The sequence below is a fragment of the Paenibacillus sp. J31TS4 genome (genome assembly GCF_018403265.1).
Classification (GTDB): Bacteria; Bacillota; Bacilli; order Paenibacillales; family NBRC-103111; genus J31TS4.
In genome coordinates, this window is sequence record NZ_BOSI01000004.1 from 232,660 (window position 1) to 251,070 (window position 18,411).

The 18,411-nt window shown below is 61.1% G+C and carries 20 protein-coding genes; 10 read left to right on the plus strand and 10 right to left on the minus strand.

What is annotated here, in order from left to right:
- Positions 1-6: 6 nt before the first annotated feature.
- Entirely contained in the window at positions 7-483 is a 477-nt protein-coding gene (locus KJS47_RS18440) for a DinB family protein (RefSeq protein WP_213526538.1), read from the minus strand.
- A 210-nt stretch (positions 484-693) separates the two neighbouring features.
- Positions 694-1,431 carry a hypothetical protein gene (locus KJS47_RS18445; protein ID WP_213526539.1) on the minus strand — a complete coding sequence of 246 codons (738 nt, stop codon included), beginning with the start codon at positions 1,429-1,431 and terminating at the stop codon, positions 694-696.
- Positions 1,432-1,850: 419 nt separating this feature from the next.
- Here KJS47_RS18445 and KJS47_RS18450 point away from each other — a divergent pair, with 419 nt between their 5' ends.
- Positions 1,851-2,759, plus strand: coding sequence for an amidoligase family protein (locus KJS47_RS18450; protein WP_213526540.1), 909 nt, complete (start codon positions 1,851-1,853; stop codon positions 2,757-2,759).
- A 110-nt stretch (positions 2,760-2,869) separates the two neighbouring features.
- Here KJS47_RS18450 and KJS47_RS18455 read toward each other — a convergent pair whose 3' ends face one another.
- Together KJS47_RS18455 and KJS47_RS18460 are read right to left on the minus strand one after the other, a co-directional pair.
- A complete protein-coding gene (locus KJS47_RS18455) occupies positions 2,870-3,523 on the minus strand; it encodes a pyridoxine/pyridoxamine 5'-phosphate oxidase (protein WP_213526541.1) in 654 nt (217 codons plus the stop codon).
- Positions 3,524-3,697: 174 nt separating this feature from the next.
- A complete protein-coding gene (locus KJS47_RS18460; protein WP_283772095.1) occupies positions 3,698-4,444 on the minus strand; it encodes a MerR family DNA-binding transcriptional regulator in 747 nt (248 codons plus the stop codon).
- A gap of 122 nt (positions 4,445-4,566) precedes the next feature.
- On the opposite strand from KJS47_RS18460, the gene KJS47_RS18465 reads away from it, so the two are divergent.
- The 8 genes from KJS47_RS18465 to KJS47_RS18500 all read left to right on the plus strand — a co-directional run bounded on the left by KJS47_RS18465 (position 4,567) and on the right by KJS47_RS18500 (position 11,305).
- A complete protein-coding gene (locus tag KJS47_RS18465; RefSeq protein ID WP_213526542.1) occupies positions 4,567-5,061 on the plus strand; it encodes a DUF6022 family protein in 495 nt (164 codons plus the stop codon).
- Positions 5,062-5,157: 96 nt separating this feature from the next.
- The gene (locus KJS47_RS18470; protein WP_213526543.1) at positions 5,158-6,048 is read left to right on the plus strand and encodes a Vgb family protein; all 891 of its coding nucleotides are present in this window, start codon (positions 5,158-5,160) and stop codon (positions 6,046-6,048) included.
- 104 nt (positions 6,049-6,152) lie between these two features.
- Positions 6,153-6,605 carry a DoxX family protein gene (locus tag KJS47_RS18475; RefSeq protein ID WP_213526544.1) on the plus strand — a complete coding sequence of 151 codons (453 nt, stop codon included), beginning with the start codon at positions 6,153-6,155 and terminating at the stop codon, positions 6,603-6,605.
- 148 nt (positions 6,606-6,753) lie between these two features.
- Positions 6,754-7,494 (plus strand): ABC transporter ATP-binding protein, encoded by a 741-nt coding sequence (locus tag KJS47_RS18480; RefSeq protein ID WP_213526545.1) that lies wholly within the window; start codon positions 6,754-6,756, stop codon positions 7,492-7,494.
- Entirely contained in the window at positions 7,491-8,336 is an 846-nt protein-coding gene (locus tag KJS47_RS18485; protein ID WP_213526546.1) for a hypothetical protein, read from the plus strand. Before KJS47_RS18480 ends, KJS47_RS18485 begins: the two co-directional genes overlap by 4 nt.
- Positions 8,337-8,355: 19 nt before the next feature.
- Positions 8,356-9,126, plus strand: a complete 771-nt coding sequence (locus KJS47_RS18490; protein WP_213526547.1) for an ABC transporter permease subunit — start codon at positions 8,356-8,358, stop codon at positions 9,124-9,126.
- Between the two features lie 47 nt (positions 9,127-9,173).
- Complete coding sequence (locus KJS47_RS18495) at positions 9,174-9,869, plus strand: response regulator transcription factor (RefSeq protein WP_213526548.1); 696 nt, start codon at positions 9,174-9,176, stop codon at positions 9,867-9,869.
- Positions 9,848-11,305, plus strand: a complete 1,458-nt coding sequence (locus KJS47_RS18500; protein WP_213526549.1) for a sensor histidine kinase — start codon at positions 9,848-9,850, stop codon at positions 11,303-11,305. Before KJS47_RS18495 ends, KJS47_RS18500 begins: the two co-directional genes overlap by 22 nt.
- A 329-nt stretch (positions 11,306-11,634) precedes the next feature.
- Here KJS47_RS18500 and KJS47_RS18505 read toward each other — a convergent pair whose 3' ends face one another.
- The 5 genes from KJS47_RS18505 to greA all read right to left on the minus strand — a co-directional run bounded on the left by KJS47_RS18505 (position 11,635) and on the right by greA (position 15,994).
- Positions 11,635-11,961: an MGMT family protein gene (locus KJS47_RS18505; RefSeq protein WP_213526550.1), complete on the minus strand. Its 327-nt coding sequence runs from the start codon at positions 11,959-11,961 to the stop codon at positions 11,635-11,637.
- 93 nt (positions 11,962-12,054) lie between these two features.
- Positions 12,055-12,420, minus strand: a complete 366-nt coding sequence (locus tag KJS47_RS18510; RefSeq protein ID WP_213526551.1) for a MazG nucleotide pyrophosphohydrolase domain-containing protein — start codon at positions 12,418-12,420, stop codon at positions 12,055-12,057.
- Positions 12,421-12,711: 291 nt separating this feature from the next.
- The gene (locus tag KJS47_RS18515; RefSeq protein ID WP_213526552.1) at positions 12,712-13,845 is read right to left on the minus strand and encodes a glycerate kinase; all 1,134 of its coding nucleotides are present in this window, start codon (positions 13,843-13,845) and stop codon (positions 12,712-12,714) included.
- Between the two features lie 236 nt (positions 13,846-14,081).
- Positions 14,082-15,251: a CdaR family transcriptional regulator gene (locus KJS47_RS18520; RefSeq protein WP_213526553.1), complete on the minus strand. Its 1,170-nt coding sequence runs from the start codon at positions 15,249-15,251 to the stop codon at positions 14,082-14,084.
- A gap of 266 nt (positions 15,252-15,517) precedes the next feature.
- Positions 15,518-15,994: a transcription elongation factor GreA gene (gene greA, locus KJS47_RS18525; protein WP_213526554.1), complete on the minus strand. Its 477-nt coding sequence runs from the start codon at positions 15,992-15,994 to the stop codon at positions 15,518-15,520.
- 422 nt (positions 15,995-16,416) lie between these two features.
- Between greA and rluF the strand changes: the two genes are divergently transcribed.
- On the plus strand, positions 16,417-17,124 hold the full coding sequence (rluF, locus tag KJS47_RS18530) for a 23S rRNA pseudouridine(2604) synthase RluF (protein ID WP_213526555.1): 708 nt from the start codon (positions 16,417-16,419) through the stop codon (positions 17,122-17,124).
- Positions 17,125-17,239: 115 nt separating this feature from the next.
- Here rluF and rlmN read toward each other — a convergent pair whose 3' ends face one another.
- Positions 17,240-18,328 carry a dual-specificity RNA methyltransferase RlmN gene (gene rlmN / locus KJS47_RS18535; RefSeq protein ID WP_213526729.1) on the minus strand — a complete coding sequence of 363 codons (1,089 nt, stop codon included), beginning with the start codon at positions 18,326-18,328 and terminating at the stop codon, positions 17,240-17,242.
- Between the last annotated feature and the right edge of the window lie 83 nt (positions 18,329-18,411).

The window sequence follows — 18,411 nt, forward strand, 5'->3', positions numbered from 1 at the left end:
CGGCCGTTACGCCTGCGGCTGGGAGGCGAGCTTCGCCAGGTTGGCCGCCGTCGTCAGGTGCATCGCCTCGTGAATGAAGGCGAACGAGAAGATTTCGCCTACCGTGTCGAAGCGCATGGTGCCGAGCAGGAACGGCTCGGGCAGCGCCTTGTCGAGCGCCTCGGCCGGGATCGTGCCGAGATTCTCCAGCTGCTCCGACAGGTACCCCAACAGCTCTTCCTTGGAGGGAGGCTCGATCGTCCAATCGGCCGGACGAGTGCCGGAAGAGAACAATGCTGCGTAGCTCTCCGGAAGCTTGGAGTCGAACGGCAAAAACCTGGAGAGGAACTGGTCGAGCGTCACGGCCATATGCCCGATATTCCAGCGAATCGTGTTGTTGAACGGGGCCGGCTGGACATCGAACAGCTCCTCCGGAACTCCCTGCAGGCGGCCAATCGCCATCCGGCGGACCGTCTTTGCGGTGTTGACCATGGCTTGGGACATGGATCATACCCCCTATGTAGAATTGAACCTGCGGCTGGAGCGCAGCCTGCGGTCCGGCGGCATCCGCGCCGCTAGCAAAAGTATAGTCGGTTGCGGGGCGCGCGGCAATCGTCTGACGGAACGATCTTTTGGAATCACCATGGTCCGGCATCCCCGAACCGGCCCCTCTCCCGCGTCCGCCGGTTCCCCGCCCTTGCCGCGTCTCCTCCTTCAACGAAAAGCCCGACGGACGGCCGCTCGCAGCTCGTCGCGCCTTTCCCGGAATTGCCGGTGCCGGTGGCCGTTGCTCCCCGACGGATGCGGGAAGCCCCACAGGCAGCGGCTCCCGTCGAGTCTTCCCTCGGCGGCCAGCAGGCTGAGCACCTGCTCGACGGCCTGGCCGAGCGGGATCAGATACGGGCCGTCCAGCCGCCGCCACTCTTCCTCGAAGGAGCGGACAGCCGTCTCCCGCAGCCAGTCCGTGCCGAGGAGCGAGGGCCGGTGCCCATTGTAGTTGCTCCCCTCGACGAAGACCGGGTGCCGAAGGAGGGACGTCGTGTGGAGCGGCCCGCCGCAGCCGGCAAACGCCTCCTCGCAGGTAGATAGCCCTAGCGCCCGGTCGAGCTCCAGCTCATCGAGCATGGCTACGAGGTGACGCCTCATCGGGCCGGCGTACCGGGCTCCCTCCTTCGCGGCGCGGGCGGCCTCCTCCAGCGAACGGCCTCGCTGCAGCTCGTCCCGGGCGATCCGGTAGGCGGTCTCCGTCTGCGTCCAGCCCGGCGTAATGCCGACCAGCATGAGTTTGGCACTATCCGGCAGCCAGTCGTTATGCGGGGCATAATGCATTTGGAGTGCCCCCTCCTCTCGGAGCAGGAACCGCCCGTCCAGCAGTTCCTCCTTCGACAGCTTTCCGGGAGGCAGCTTCCGGATCCCGGGGGCGAACCGCTCAAGCCACGATGTGAGCAGCACATGGTTCTCTCCTTTCCGTTCCTGCCGGGCTTCGCAAGGGCGCATGAAGCCTCAGACGGAGTTCTTGGGGCGCGGCGGTATTTTGCCGCAACGCTTTTCTCATCTTATTGTATAATAATGGGAGATCACTTTCCTACGAGGATCCCCATGATTACGATCCCTGGCTACCAGATTCGGGAGCTGATCCTGGACGAACCTTATCTATCGGTTTACTGAGCCTATTCCGACCAGTCCGCCAGCTGCGTCACCATGAAAATCGCCAAGGAGAGCCATCGGCTCCGGCGCGAGCGAGACCGCTCATTCTGCGAGAAGGAGGACCATCCGATGATGCGCGACAAAATCCCCCGGTAACCCCGTGGACCCCCTATTGGCCTTGCGAAGCCATAGCCGGACAAGACCAATAGAGGAGGACGACAAAAATGTGGCCAAGAACGATCGAATGGACTGAGCTGACCTTTGGCGTGGAGATCGAATTCGTCGGGGGCGCCCCGACGGAGCTGGAGCTGCTCCCGGACTGGGAGATGGCGCTCGACGAGCGGCAGATAGACGAGACGGGTGAGGAGTCGGGCAGCGAGCTGAAGCCGCCGCCGATTCGCTGGGCAGACCGTGAGCAGATCCGGACCATGCTGCGCCGGCTCAGAGAGCAGGGAGCGCTCGCCAATTGGAGCTGCGGGCTGCATGTGCATGTCGGGCTGGAACCATGGGGAGAAGACGCTCTCCTGCCGATGCTGGAGGCCGCGCTCGCCAGCCAGCAGGCGCTGGAGGGGCTGCTGAGGACGAGTGGGCATCGGCTGTTGTTCTGCCCGCCTGTCCTGCCCGAGATGGTGTCCCGCTTCCGCGAAGCCCCGTGCTCCGAGGCGCTGCGTCGGACGGGACGCCCGCAATCCCACCGCTGCGGCCTTAACTTCGCTGCGTGGTACGACATCGGCACCGTCGAGATCCGCTATGCCAACGGCTCCCTCGACGAGGATGAGGTGCTGCGAACGATCGAGCTGTGCCTTCGGTACGTCGCTGCGCTTGGCGCGGGCTGGACGCTGCCCACCGAGCCCCCCGCGCTGGCGGAGCGGCTGGGCGTCCCGGCGGAGGGATATCCGCCGCCCGCCCCGGCTCCGCGGTGGTTCCAGGAGCGGATGTGGCTCGAGGAGATGCTGCGGCCGATCCTCGCCCCGCTGGCGCTGCAGCTTGCTCCTGCCGGCGAGATTCATCATATCCTGCCGGTAGAGGACGGGCTGCTTCTCGCCGTGGAGACGCAGGACGACAAGCTCGACCGGGCGGTGGTGAAGCCGGGGCCCGGTGGCTGGAGGCTGGACCGCGTCTTGCAGCCGTAACGATAGACGAGGCCGGGTGTCCTAGGACGCCCGGCCCCGTTTTTTCTTTTGTTAAATGGGAGCGGTACGGCTTCCTTGCGGCCTACCATATTCTCGTTCCCTATTCTACCTCACGGCCACAGCCAGGTCTGCGTCCACCCTTCTCCCACTCGGGTATACCGCAGCCGGATATGCCTGCGCTCCTCATCACCTTGCCAAAACTCGGCTTCTTCCGCGGTCAGTCTGTACAAGGTCCAGGTTGGCGCAACCAGGCCGGGGGTTTGGCGCACCATGGCTAACTGGTCCGCTAACGCCCGATCGAGCTCCCCCTGCTCGCTCAGGATGGTGCTTTGCCTGTCCAGCAAAGCAATGGCCCTCGCTGTTTCGCCCCGATTCAAAAAATCTTGGGCGCTAAGCTCCTTCCCCATCCTCCCGACCGTTCCGCGTATTCTTATCTGCCGTCCCAAGGGGGGCCAGTAAAAGGTTAAGGCGGCGTACGGATTGTCCTGCAGCTGTTCTCCCTTCCGGCTCGCGGAGCTGGAGGCAAAATACCAGCCCTGCTCGTCCACGTCCTTCAAGATGAGAACGCGAGCATCCGGGTACCCGTCCCGATCCGCCGTCGAAAGAGTCATCGCATGTGGCTCCGTTACGCCATGATCGAGTGCGGCTTGGAACCAGTCCAAAAAGAGAGCGTACGGACTTTCCTTGGCATGCGTCGGCACAAAGGACGGAAAGGGTCCGGCCAGCGTCTTGCTTCGTCTAATCGCTTCCCTCGTTCGTTCCATAAACCTCTCTCCCCTCCCTCTCCCAACGTTTCATCCATTTTACGAAGAAGCCCCGGCTTTTTCCACCTGCCTCCCCTCCAGCTTGACTCCGGCATTCGGCTGTTGATGGAAGCGTGGGCGGGCGTTCTGCGGGACTAGATAGCCGAAGCGTTTCGTCCCGCCTTAACCGGCCAGTTACTCGGAGGCTTCAGACAAGCCCAAATCTTGAAGCAACCGATAGAGAAAGTAGATGCCTCGCATCTGCAGGCCAATCCTTGTATGCAGATACTCCTGGATCCTTTCGGCAACGTTCATCGCTTGCTCGAAGTTCTGTATGTTTACTTGTGCAATCGATTGCTTGAGGGTCACGGTCTCCTCGGAATAAACAGCGCCCTGCAGCACCTGCAGCATCCGGATCTTAAAAAGATGGGGTTCCTTATATAGACGGTATCCGTTATCTGGGTCCCGCTCCGTAGAGAACAGGCCGCTTTTCTCCCAGTGACGGATAGCTGATTTGGGAACCCCCGTCTGTCTGGAGACCTCGTGGATGCGAAAGCGTTGGTTGCCGTCGTATGGTTGACTGCCTTCCGCATACGCTTTCCATTCCCTGATCAGTTGAGCTAACCTTTCCTTTTCCCGGTGCAGCAGGACCTCCCTTTCCCTGACGATCCACAGGGCGTCGTCGAGCTCCTTTCTGTGAAGACAAAGCAGCACCTCGGTCGTCGCTTCCATTCCGAACGCGGGGGCCATGGCTTGCAGGCATGCCAGATAGGCTTCATGCCGTTCCGTGTACAGGCGGTATCCGTTTGCGGATCGTTCCGCAGGCGGGAGCAGCCCTTTTGCTTCGTAGTTCCGCAATGTGTTGGCGCTCATGTTATACTTGTCTGCCAGTTTTTTGGGTCGGACTCCCACGCTATCCCCCCCTTTGCAAATATAGGACATGAAACCTTTTGTAAGGTTATTCTGGTCTACTCCTTTATTTCCTTCCACTTTATTTCAAAACCTTCCAATTTGCTTCCATGTTATAGAATGGGGGTATCCCAATTATCAAGGAGGAGGTACGCATGACAGGAAACCCAGTATTCCGTGCCGATATGACAATCGAGGAGATTGGCGAGGCGGGCAATCGGTATATCGAATCGGCATGGAAGCCCTTGTACGATTCGATGCATGATCAGTTAACGGCCGCTTTTCACGAAATCGAGGATGCCGCTTACGGACTGTACTTGGACCGGTTGATGCCCGCCCTGTTCGATGGCCTTGAGAACGCCGGGTTCGAAGCGATGGAACCCACTCGGGAGAATGATTTCGTAATCGGGCAATGTCTGCTGTTTCGCAACTCGGTTGAAAAATGGGGAACCGAGGACAACCGATCCCGGATTTTTTGGAACGTTATCCGCAGGAAAACGAATCAACAGCCTGTCGGCACGTTATTGACGGAACTCCTTCATTCTCATCTGAAGTTTGAGATTCCTGCGGCACCTGTCCTCTATTCACTGCAAGAGTGGGAGAGGGAGCCGATCGCGCAAGGGATCCGACAAATCAAGGAATCCCAATAAAGGACGCTTCTATGGCCGCAGGGAATCTGCCGAGATGGTCAGGAAACGTTATTCGCCTGAAGAGGATTTACCAGTTCATACTTTGGAGGGAAACGCATGAGACATATGATCAAGGAATATGCTGTTGCCAGACAAGAGTCAGGACCGTATGGAATCGCGGCCGGGAAAGACGGAGCGATTTGGTTTACGGAACAAAGGGGAAATCGGATTGGGAGAATAGATGCCGGAGGCGCAATGGCTTCCTTCCCCATTCCGACCGCAAACGCCGGAGCGATGTCCATTCTCTCGGACCAGAAGGGGGACCTATGGTTCGTGGAACATTACGCAAACAAGATCGGCCGCATGTCGATAAACGGTCTATTCACCGAATATGAACTGCCGTCTGCGGGCTCTGGGCCGTTCGGGATGACGGAAGGCCCTGACGGTGGGATCTGGTTTACCGAGATGAACAGCGGGAAGATCGGAAGGATTACCGCGGAAGGGGAGATTACGGAGTTTGAGCTGCCTGCCGCCGGTACGTTCCCCTCTTTTATCACGGCTGGTCCTGACGGCGCGTTATGGTTTACACAGAATCAAGCCAATACGATCGGAAGAATAACCACCGATGGAGGAATAACGGAATATCTAATCCCTACACCGAATTCCGGGCCGGTTGGCATTGCGAGCGGACCGGACGGAGCCTTATGGTTTGTGCAAATTCTCGGCAATACGATCGGCAGAGTGACGACTTCCGGTGAAATAACGGAATACGGGATTCCCACACCGGACGCTCGGCCCCATGCTATCGTCTCCGGAACGGATGAGGATCTCTGGTTCACGGAATGGGGCGGCAACAAGATCGGCCGCATAACCGTCGATGGACGAATAACGGAATATCCGATTCCTACCGAGAATGCCGAGCCGCATGGGATTGCGATCTGTGCAGACGGCGATATTTGGTTTGCCGAGGAGTGCAATCGGATCGGGCGCCTGATCCTCCTCCCCTAGTCGGGGAATCTTCTGCTATCGCGCTTAGCGGTAGAGGATCGGTCTGCAGCGTAACTGCTCGACTCAATTGGACGGAGATTATTATAACGGAGGGGAATGGAAGGATGCTTCCTTTTTATGTGCTAATCGCTTCGTTTTTGCTCTTTCTGGTTATGGGTCTACTTGGCCTGCCCTATTTTGAAGACTGGCAGACATGCCTTCAGGGAGCGGTGGCCGTCATGCTGTTATTAACCGCTTCCGCTCACTGGGGGAAGAGGCGGCCTGATTTGATCCGAATGGTTCCCCCGGTTTTTCCCAAACCGGGGTGGATCGTGAGTGTTACCGGCTGGCTGGAGCTTGCAGGGGCTGTCGGCATCCTGTTTCCTGCTACTTCCCAAGCAGCGTCTTTGGGCCTGGCGGTGCTGCTTATAGCCATGTTTCCCGCCAATGTACGAGCGGCCAAGGAAAGCCTGACCATCGGAGGGCGCCCCGTCCCCAAGCTGTTTCTCCGCACCGTGCTTCAGCTTGTGTTTCTGACGGCGGTTCTGTTGGCCGGTTTTGCAGATTCCCCTCTTTGAACTATTCGGTTCCCCATTCCTTTTCCTCCTAGAGAACTTCTCCACAGAAAAAAATCTTGGCACCTCCAAAACCTATCTGCGTTTCCTTAGAAAGTCTTGAGAATTGTCCCTTATCCTTGAATCAGCAAGCAACAAGGAGGACCTTCTCATGACTCATACCCAGCTGCTGGACGTATCCAGCATAACCAAGAAAGCGGGAGGACGGACGCTCCTGCAGGACGTCTCGTTCTCCGTCCGGCAAGGAGAAGTCTGCGGCTTCGTCGGCCCGAACGGCGCCGGCAAAACGACGCTGATGCGCATCATGACCGGGTTGATCAAGCCGACCCGGGGGCAGGTAACCATCGGCGGCGTGTCCGTGCAGGAAGATCGGAAGCGGGCACTCTCCCAAGTAGGCGCCATCGTGGAAGCGCCGATCTTCTTCCCCTATCTGTCGGGGCGTGACAATCTGATGAACCTGGCCCGGCTGCATCCGAACCTGAAATCGGCGGCGGAGCGCAAAGCCCGCGTCGAGGAAGCGCTGCAGACCGTCGGCCTGGAGGGCCGGGGCGGGGACAAGGTCCGCACGTATTCGCTCGGCATGAACCAGCGGCTAGGCATCGCACAGGCGCTGCTCGGAGACCCGAAGCTCATTCTGCTCGACGAACCCGCCAACGGCCTCGATCCGATGGGCATCCGGGAGCTGCGCAGCCTCATCCTGAAGCTGCGCGACGAGCGGGGCATTTCGTTCTTCGTCTCGAGCCATCTGCTCGATGAGCTGCAGCGGATCGGCGACCGGTTCGTCATGATTAAGGAAGGCCGGCTGCTCTGGCAGGGAACGAGCGAGGAATGGAAGGACAATGCCGGCTCGCGGGGGTTGGAAGAGTATTTTGTGGAGCTGATGACGTCATGATGGCTCTCTTCCTGAGCGAATGGGAACGGCTGTGGAAGCGAAAGCTGACGTGGCTCTGCTTTCTCGCCATCCCCGTCATCCTGCTGGCGACCGCCAAATACTATGCAGGCCTTAATGCGCAGGTCGCCCCGTCCAGCCCGGAATATACTTACGCGAGCAACTTCGCCGTCATGGCGCTGATCGAGCAGCTGCTCGTCGTGTTCAATCTCGTCTCGCTCGTCCTGCTCACGCTGTCGTTCACCGAGGAGTACCGGAGCGGCCAACTGCGGCTCGTCCTGCTCCGCGCCTATTCGTTCGGCGAGCTGTTCCGGGCCAAGGCGCTTGCCTACCTCGCCGTTATGGGGCTGTACTTCGCCTGCTACCTGATCCTCGCGGCCGCGGTGGGCCCCGTGTTCTTCGAGACGGGCGAGGCGGTCTCGCTGTTCTACCGCGATGCCCCTATGGCCTCGGCGGGCGGCATGGTGCTGTATACGCTCGGCTACTATGGGCTCGCTGCATTGAGCGTGCTGACGACAGGCAGCGTCTTCCTCGCCATCGCGGTCCTCAGCCGTTCCACGACTGCATCAATCGGCGCGGGCCTCGGCTACCTGCTGCTCTCGCTCGGCTATCCGACCGTCTTCGATCTGCTCCGCCGCACCGGAGTGCTGCAGGCGGACGGCGTCTGGCAGTTCCTCTCGCTGACGCAGATCCAGTACCAGGGCATCGCCATGCTGCTGGGTGAGACAGCTGCCTTCTCGAGCGGACAGCTCGCGCTTGTTCTTCTCCCGATTGCGGGAGCTTATCTGCTGGCCGGCGGCTTGACTGCCTGGCTGGCGTTCACCAAACCGGATCGCTGGATCTGACAACCGGAGGGATTTTATCATGACCGCTATCTTCGCCAGTGAGTGGGAACGGATGTGGAAACGCAAAAAAACGTGGATCGGCTTCCTGCTCTTCCTCGCCGTCGTCCTGCTCGACTGCTTGTTTCTAAAGACGCAAATGATCGGGGCGTTCGACGCCCGGCAGTCCACGCCGCTCAGCGCCCAGAACTTCTCGGTGTTCCTGCTGAAGGAGGTTTCCTTCTTCCTCATCCTTATTCTCGCGCCGATCCAAACCATCGACAGCATGAACGGAGAATACACGGCGGGCCGGCTCCGGCTCGTGCTGCTCCGCCCGCTGTCGTTCGCGGGGCTGTATGCGGCCAAATGGCTCGCGTTGGCGCTTCAAATGCTGCTGTACACGGCGCTGGCCTTCCTGATCGGGGAGACGTTCGGCCGGCTCTTCCTGCCGAGCGCGGAGACCGTCACTTATCTGAACCCGGCGGCCGCCTACGACGCCGGTGGCGCACTGCTCTATGCGCTATCCACGTACGGTCTGTTCCTGCTGATCCTGCTTGCCCAAGTGAGCGTGTGCAGTCTGCTGTGCTCGCTGCTGCCCAACGCGCTCCTCTCGTACCTCGTATGGATCGGCTGTCTCGTCGGGGCACTGTACGTCTCGGACAGCCTCAGCTTCCTGCTGCTCGGCGTCTCCTCTTTGTTCCAGCTTATGGCCGGAAGCTACGCCCCGAGCTTTTATGCGCCGCTCTTCACTTGTCTTCTGGGAGGGTTTCTTAGTACGATGTGGCTGTGGCATCGGCGAAGCTGGACCCGCTGATCACCTCCTAACACAATCACACGACATACACGAAGGGGACAACGGCCATGCCTTACAAACTATTGATCGTCGACGACGAAGCCGACATCCTCTCCCTGCTGGAGCAGGCGCTCCGCAAGGAGGGATACGACGTATACACCGCCGAGAACGGCGAGCAGGCGATGGCGCAGCTCGTCCACCGGCCCGATCTCATCCTGCTCGATGTCATGCTGCCGGGCGTCAGCGGACTCGAGCTGTGCCAGATGATCCGGGAGGAGGCGAGCTGCCCGATTCTGTTCGTCAGCGCCCGCCAGACGGAGGCCGACCGGATTCGGGGCCTCTCCATCGGTGGCGACGATTACATCACCAAGCCGTTCAGCCTCCTCGAGCTGAAAGCCCGCGTAGCCGCCCATCTGCGGCGGGACCAGCGTACAGCCGCGCAGACGGAGCAGCGCACGGTGCTGCGCTACGGCTTCCTGCAGCTCGACCTGAAGGGCCGAGAGGTACAGATCCGCCGGTCGCCGGTCGCGCTGACGTCGCGGGAATTCGACCTGCTGGCGGCACTGGCTCTTCACCCAGGCCAGGTGTTTTCCAAGGAGCAGCTGTATGACCGCGTATGGGGACTCGAAGCGGCGGGCGACGCGGCGACCGTGACCGAGCATATCAAGAACATCCGGGCGAAGCTGGCGGCAGCCGATCCGGACACATCCTACATCGCGACGGTATGGGGGGTCGGCTACAAATGGGAACGCCATCCTTCCTAGAGCGGCTCTCGCTCAAAAAGCAGCTCATCGTTACCTTCCTCCTCATCATGGCACTCAGCATCGTCATGACGGTCGTGACGCTGGCGCTCGGGGCGTGGTGGCTGTTCCACAAGCAATGGGTCAACCCGGCGGACCATTACGACCGCCAAATCCCGGCGATCGAGGAGACCGTCCGGCAGCAGGGAGATGCTTTGCTCTCGCCGGAAGGCCGTACCGCACTGGAGACGGTCCTCCCGGCGGACGGGATGCCATACCAGGTACTGGACCGAGAAGGCCGGGTGCTGTACGGCACGCTGCAGGGGCCGGTGTTCGGCAGCAAGCAGGAGCTGGCGGCCCAGCTGAACCGGGTCGCCATTACGGATGCCGGGCCGCTCCGCTTTGGCGGGACGATCACCCGGGTACTGCCCGTGCTGTCTCCCTCGGGGGACTGGGCAGGCACTCTGGTGCTCCAATACAAGATGGAGGTGACCAGCACCGGGCGGGCGGCCCCTGCTCTCACGATTGCCCTGGAGCTGCTGCTGTTCGCCTCGCCCTTCCTCTACATCGCCCTCTTCACCTATCTGTTCGCGGCGAGACTCGGCAGGCGGATCAATAAGCCGGTCGGCGAGCTTATGGAGGCGGCGGCGCGGATCAAGCGGCAGGACCTCGATTTCCGGATCGCTTACCGGGCAAGCAATGAGATCGGCATGCTGACCGAATCGTTCGAGGAGATGCGCTCGGAGCTGAAGCGCTCGCTGCTGCGCGAATGGAAGCTCGAGCAGGAACGGCGGGACCTGCTGGACGCCGTCACCCACGACCTGAGGACGCCGGTTACCGTTATCCAGGGGCATGTCGAGCTGCTCGCCGAGGAGGAGGCCCCCGATGCCGGGGAGCTGCGTCAGCATCTCAAGGTGATCGACCAGAACGTGAAGCGGGTACGGCGGCTGATCGAGGACTTCCAGATCGCGGCCGAGAAGCAGTTCGACTCGTTCCCGCTGCAGACCGAGGAGGTCGACCCCTACGCATTCGCCGCCGCGAGGGAGCAGGAGATCAGTGCTCTCTGCGCAGCCCGGGAGGCCGTCTGCTCCTTTACGCTGGAGGACCGGCGCGAACGGCCGGACGTCCCCGTCCGTCTCGACGTCCAGCGGATCGGGCAGGTGCTCGACAACCTCGTGACGAACAGCCTCCGGTTTGTTCCGTGGGGCGGCAAGGTGGAGGTGCGTCTGCTGTTTACGGACGGGCGGATGGGCTTCGACGTAGCCGACTCGGGTCCCGGATTCGCCGAGCGGGACCTGCCGCATGTGTTCGACCGGTTCTACAGCGGACAAGGCGGCCAGTCGGGCCTCGGCCTGTATACGGCGAGACTCATCGTCGGTAAGCACGGCGGCACGATTAGGGCCAGCAACCGCCCGGAGGGCGGCGCCCGGGTTTGCTTTGAGGTGCAGACCACCCTCTGAGACCAGCGGGCCTTCGGGAGCCGCGCGGCCGTCCCGCGCTCGTTCCATACACCCACGCACGCGGTTCCGCCGCTAAGTGCATCTCCAAGCAGAGAGGCCTCCCCTCTTCCGGGCCAGGGCTGTCTCTACGCCAAAGAAGCCTGCCCTAAGGGCAGGCTTCTTGCGCTATCGGCGACACTCTCGCCGGCGCGAACGGCCTAGGCTCTGCGAGAACCGCCGCCATGGGCTGCTAGATCGTTGCGGTGACGCGGACCGTTTGCAGCGTCCACTGCTGCGGCCCCTTGTTCTTTCTGCCTTATTCGATTGACCGATCAGCGTTGCGAGTGGCCCTATTCCAGCGGGGCGTCCTGCCCGGGATGATATTGATAGCGCCCGAGGTCGAGCCGTCCCCGGTCATCCGTCTCCACGCCTTCGTCGCTCAGCAGCATCATCTGCACGAACCGACTCTCATCTTCCCGGATCGCCACCTCGCCCTTGCCGTTTACGACGCGGTGCCACGGCAGCCCGTGCTTGGCGCTTAGCGAATGCAGGATGCGCACCACCTGCCGGGCCCCGCGGGGACTGCCGGCCAGCGCCGCGATCTGGCCGTAGGTCATGACATGGCCCGCGGGAATTGCTCCGATGAGTCCCACGACCCGCTCGGTGAAGGGCTGCATGCTCGTCTCCTCCTTCTACTAGTATGTAAAGCCGAAAAGGGGGCTCCTACAGCTGCGTCTGTCGTCCGTCCCGGATCCGGCCCGGAGCCGGGGCTAGCGGCTGTAGCGCGTCCGAATCTCCGCCATCTTGGCCGTAAGCTCCTCCTCCAGATCGTACTCGAAGAAATTCGCCAGCTTGCACAGATAGGCGAGACAGTCCGCCAGCTCCTTGCCCAAATTCTCGCGAATCTCCTGCTTCGCCAGGGCATAGGCCTCCTTCTCGTCCAGACCTTCTCTCACCAGCTCCTTGGTCCGGTCCAGCATCGTCCGGAATTCCTCCGCGACTTCCGCAACCTCGGTCGTCAGCAGCATGTGAATGTACAGGAGAAATTCCTTGCTCTCCCGAAAATCATGCTTGTCCACCTTGTTCCAGCCCATGTCCGTCTGGAACCTCTCGTATTTCTCCTGAACCGCCTTCATCTGCGTCCTCCTTCTTCTGCTCCGCGCATTTGCTTGGCGCACGTGTTTCGCGATGCCTTGCCACTGCTCTCAGTTTACTGCCTAACGCGGCCGCTTGTCACAGGTTTTTGACAATAGAGGAACCAGAGTGGGGCGGGGAACTTCCTTCATTGTCGGGCCAAAACGCGAAAAAGCCGAAGGCGCCTCACGCCTTCGGCTTCCTGCTGGTTCGCCCGGTCCGGGCCGCCAGACCTGCCGCCGGCATGGGCGCTATCCAGCTATTGACCATAGGGTCAATTCACAACCATCCTCCTAAGCTCTTAGTTGAACGATGCGGATCAGCTGCTCGGCTGCTGCCTCGAGGAGAGGCTCCGTCTTCTCCATGGCTTCCTCTAGCGTCATCGGACGGTTCACGATGCTGAACACCGCCGTGACGCCGTGCTCGTACAGCGCCTCGATGCCTGTCCCGACGGAGCCGGCGACGACGATGACGGGAACGCCGTGCGCCTGGGCGGTCCGGGTAACCCCCCACGGCGTCTTGCCCCGCGCCGTCTGGAAGTCGACCTGTCCCTCGCCGGTGATGACGAGGTCGGCCGTCCGGACCGCCTCCTCGAGCCCGGCCGTCCGGCCGACTATGGCGACGCCGGATTCGAGCTCGCCGTTCAGGTAGGCGACGATGCCTCCGGACAGGCCGCCGGCCGCCCCCGCTCCGGGCAGGTCGTGAATGGCGACGCCGGTCTCCCGCTCCGTCAGGTCGGCGAAACGCCGGAGGCAGCGGTCGAGCTCGGCAACCATCTCGGGCGTCGCTCCCTTCTGGGGCCCGAACACAGCTGAAGCGCCGTGCGGCCCGACGAGCGGGTTGTCGACGTCGCAGGCGACCGTGAACCGGCTCTCCGCGAGGCGCGGATCGAGGCCGTCCTTCCGGATAGCGGCGAGTCTCGCGAGCTCGCCGCCGCCGTAGCCGAGCGGCTGGCCGGCTTCGTCCAGGAGCTCCACGCCGAGCGCCTGCAGCATGCCGGCGCCTCCGTCGTTGGTGGCGCTGCCGCCCAGAGCGAGAATGAAGTTGCGGCAGCCCTCGTCGAGCGCGGTCCGGATGAGCTGGCCGAAGCCGTAGGTCGTTGTCCGGAGCGGATTGCGCTCGTGCCGGCCGATCAGGTAGAGGCCCGACGACATCGCCATCTCGATGACGCACGTCTCGCCGTCGCCGAGCAGGCCGAAGCCCGATTCGATTGGCCGTCCGAGCGGGCCCTGCACCTGGGCGCCCACGAATCGGCCGCCCGTCGCTTCGATCAGGCAGTCCATCGTGCCTTCGCCGCCGTCGGCCATAGGGATAATCTTGGTAACGCTTTCAGGTATGGCGCGCTTGATTCCCTTCTCCAACGCCCGTCCCACCCCCAGGGCGGACAAGCTTCCTTTGAACGAATCCGGTGCTATGACAATGTTCACTCGCACTTCCTCCTCTTCGCCTGCCGCCGGGAGTCCTCCCGTTCGCATCCCCTGAGCATCACATACCCTCTCTCATCTAGATGGTCTCGTTAGGGTTATCAGGCGGATAACCTTGCTTCCCCCCCATTATAGGAAAGTCGATTGTTATAGAACAATAGAAAAACTGCACAAGAAAGTGGCCGATTTAAAGCGCTTTCTTGTGCAGTTTCGACAGTCTGTCTACATTGACAGAATTTTCATGAATGGTCGTGAATCCGGTGAAGCAGCAGGCCGAGCTGGATGCGGACCGCCTGCTGAAATTCCTTGGGGTCTCCGCCGATCAGGCTCTCCACCCGATCCAGCCGGTAGAGCAGGGTATTCCGGTGGACCCCCATCATCCGGGCCGCCAGGCTGACGTTCATGTTGCTGTTATAGAATGCCTGCAGCGAGTCGAGCAGCTGGGGATGGTCCACCAGCTCCCCAAGCACCCGGGTGATGAGCCGCCGGGCGGACGGCTCCGCCACCTCCGAGAGAATCAGCTCGACCGACGCGTCCTCCACATGAAGCACTGAACCGTCCTCCACCTGCCTCCGGGCAATGTCCAGCACCTGGAGCGCCTCGCGGTAGGCGCTCGGCAGCTCACAGATCTCCTCGCAGCTCCTCCCGATCGAGACGGATGCCTTGGTGCCGAACCATTCCTGGAGCAGCTCCCGGATCCGCCTGCCTGCCGCGAGCAGTTCCTCGTGCGCCTGCCGGTCGGTCTTGAACACCGACGCGTCGGGCATGACGATCCACCGGCCGCGCCCGAGCTGGGCGATCAGCGTCTCATCCGGCTGCCGGAACAGCGAGGCGATCGTCTTGAAGCGAAACGAATAGTCGCGCGCATCCTCCCCTGCTTCGATCTGCAGCAGCAGAAGCGCCCGGGGCAGCGTCAGGTCGATGTCCAGAAGCTCGCCGCGGGCATAGAGGCTCTCGCGGGCCGTCTGCTCGGAAGGGGTCAGCAGCTCCGAAGGAGTCAGCAGCTCTTGCACGAGATAGGTCCGGGACCTCTCTTTGAGCTCAACCTGCTCCGACAGGTAGGACTGCTGCAGCAGCAGCTCGGTCATCATCTTGACTGCCCGCCCGAACGGCACCACCTCGGCCTCCCGCCCCGAGATGCCGATGACGCCGACGATCTCGGAGTGGAACAGAATAGGCATGTTGATGCCCGGCCTCGTGCCCGCCCAATGTTCGGCTGTCTCCTCCGAGAAGGTGAGCTCCTCCCCGCGCCGGATCACCTCGAGCGCCCCTTCATGGAGCGTCCCGATCCGGTCCGGGTCGCTGGAGCTGATGATGATGCCGTCCTTCCCGATCACGTTCATATTCAGCTGGGTCAGTTCCTTCGTTTTCCGGACAATCGTGTCGGCGATTTTTCTCGTTACCTGCATGTCCCCGCCTCCGCACCCGCTGCCAGTCTATGTGTATGCGGCATAGTATGCACGCCGGCCGGTCACCCCGAGAGGCGCCTCGCCAGCCATCTCTCCTCCCATGGAACAAAAAAACCAACCTGCGTTGGTTTTTACGCCGGGCTTTCCCCTCCCAATCGGGTCCTTGCTAACGGCTGCGTATCCGCTGCTGGAGGCGTCGGCCCATCCGGGAGCACTTCCTAAAGGCTCCCCGCGATCCTTGCGGGCCTTGCCGGCCCTTGCTCGCCCTAGCCGATCTTGATGTCGAGCAGCTCGTACTTAATGACGCCCATCGGCGCATCTACCTCGACTGTGTCGCCGACAGCCTTGCCGAGCAGCGCTTTGCCGAGCGGGCTCTCGTACGAGATTTTGTCCTCCATCACGTCGGCCTCCGCCGGCCCGACGATCTTGTACTGGATCTTCTCCGCGACTTCCAGGTCGTTCAGCACGACGGTGGCGCCTACCTGAACGGTAGAGGCGTCAGCAGTGTCTGCGATGCGGGCGGTCCGGAGCATCTTTTCCAGCGTCGCGATGCGGCCTTCCATGAACCCCTGCTCGTCCTTCGCCGAGTGGTACTCGCTGTTTTCCTTCAGATCGCCGTAGCTGATCGCCGTCTTGATCCGGCTGGCCAGCTCCTTGCGCTTGACCGTCTTGAGCTCCTCGAGCTCCGCCTCCAGCTTGGCGTAGCCTTCCCGGGTTAAAATGACTGCATTTTCGTTCGTCATAAGGCACTCTCTCCTGTATCCATATAAATTCAAGCTTTGCCCTGGATGGTAGGGCACGGCTTGTGGATCTGCTTGATTTGACTTGTTTGGTTCTGCTTGCTTTGATTCGTTGGGTTCTGCTTGCTTTGATTCGTTGGGTTCTGCTTGTTTTGTCTGATTCTGCTTGCTTTAGTCCTGCTTCGCTTGTTATGTCGGGTTCTGCATGATTTGTTTGGCTCGACTCCGTATGGCTGCTCACTTGTTTTATTTCGCCGCCCGTGATGGCATTCCCTGCTAGCCTTCCCACTTCCGCTTCCTGCCTATACCCGCCCCCGCCCTTCCCACATGTCCGTCTCCGCTGCTTCGTTGCGTTCTTTCCGCTAAACTTATACACTAAACGGGAACCCAGACAGGCATTCTACTACAATATAGGTGTGATGACATTGCGGATTAACAAATACATCAGCGAATCGGGCATGACGTCCCGGCGGGAGGCCGACAAATGGATCACGAGCGGCCGGGTCACCATTAACGGCAAGGTAGCGGAGCTCGGAAGCCAGGTCGAGCCGGGGGACGACGTGCGCGTGGATGGCCGCCGGATCAAGCAGGAGGAGGAGCTCGTCTACCTCGCGCTTAACAAGCCCGTCGGCATTACGAGTACGACGGAACGCCGGGTAAAGGGCAATATCGTCGATTTCGTGAACCATCCGCTGCGGATATTCCACGTCGGCCGGCTGGACAAAGATTCCGAGGGGCTCATCCTGCTCACCAACGACGGCGATATCGTCAATGAGATCCTCCGTGCCGAGAACAAGCACGAGAAGGAATACATCGTCACGGTGGACAAGCCCATCACGCCCTGGTTTCTGAGCCGGATGGCAGAAGGGGTAGAGATTCTGGACACCGTTACGCTGCCATGCAAGGTGACTCAAATGGACAAGCACGTGTTCCGGATTATCCTCACCCAGGGATTGAACCGCCAAATCCGCCGGATGTGCTCGGCGCTCGGCTACGAGGTGCGCCGGCTGCAGCGCATCCGGATCATGAACATTCACTTGAAAGGGCTGCCGGTCGGCCGCTGGCGCGACCTGACCGAGCAGGAAAAGAACCAGCTGTTTCGCGATCTGAATTACCGGCCGAAACAGCACTGACGGTTCCGAGCGGCCATCGGCCGCCGACTGCCAAACAAGGGTATCCGGACACCGGATACCCTTGTTTGCGTGCATGTGAGGCTCGGCAGGACGATGTAAGCAGGCCGGCTGCCCGCTATTGCGCCGCTTTCGCCCGGCCGTTCTCTCCCGCCCGCTTGATCTGCTTGCTGCGAAGCTGTCCGCAGGCTGCGTCGATATCGGTGCCGTGCTCCATCCGCACGCTGCAGCTGATGCCTTCTTTCTTCAGCGTGTCGTAGAACTTCAGGACGGAGTCTTTCTCGCTGCGCTGGTACTGGCTGTGTTCGTCAACCGGATTGTACGGAATGAGGTTGACGTTGAAGTACCGGCTCCGATTGCGGATGAGCGCTGCGAGCTCCCGTGCCTGTTCCTCCCCGTCGTTGACATCCTTCAGCAGAATATACTCAAGCGTCACTCTGCGCTTCGTCTTCTCCAGATAATAGTCGACGGCCTCCATCAGCCGCTCGATCGGAATGCCCCGGTTGATCTTCATGATCCGCGTGCGCAGCTCGTTGTTCGGCGCATGCAGCGAGATCGCGAGGTTGACCTTGAGATCCGCATCGGTGAAGGCGAAGAGCTTGTCGGCCAAGCCGCTCGTCGAGACGGTGATTCGTCTCGGTCCGATCGCGAGACCCTTGGCGTCCTTGATCACCTGGAGGAAATCGACCAGATTGGCGAAATTGTCGAACGGTTCCCCAATACCCATGACAACGACATGGCTGACCCGCTCTCCGTTGCCCGCCCGGTCAAGATACAGCTGGACCTGCATGATCTGCTCGACAATCTCCCCGCTCGACAGATCCCGCGTCTTGGCGAGCAGCCCGCTTGCGCAGAAGCTGCAGCCGATGTTGCAGCCGACCTGGGTCGTCACGCAAACTGACAGGCCGTACTTCTGCCGCATCAGCACCGTCTCGATCAGGTTGCCGTCGGCGAGCCGGAACAGGAATTTTACCGTCCCGTCGGCGGCTTCCTGCCTCGTATGCTCGGTCAGCGTTCGGATGGAGAAGCTCTCCTCCAGCAGCTGCCGCAAATCTTCCTTGACGTCCGTCATATCGGAAAAGGACGTGACCCGCTTCCGGTACAGCCAGTCCCACACCAGAGCGGCGCGGGATCGTTTGTATCCGCGCTCCTCCAGCCAGGCGGCGAGCTGCTCGGCGGTCCGTCCATAAATGGATTCTTTCATAATAGGCTTGCCCTCATTTCAAAAAAAGCTGGCTGCTGATCGCAGCCGTCGATTGCCGCGAACGCGGCCATCTTCTCGTATTGTCC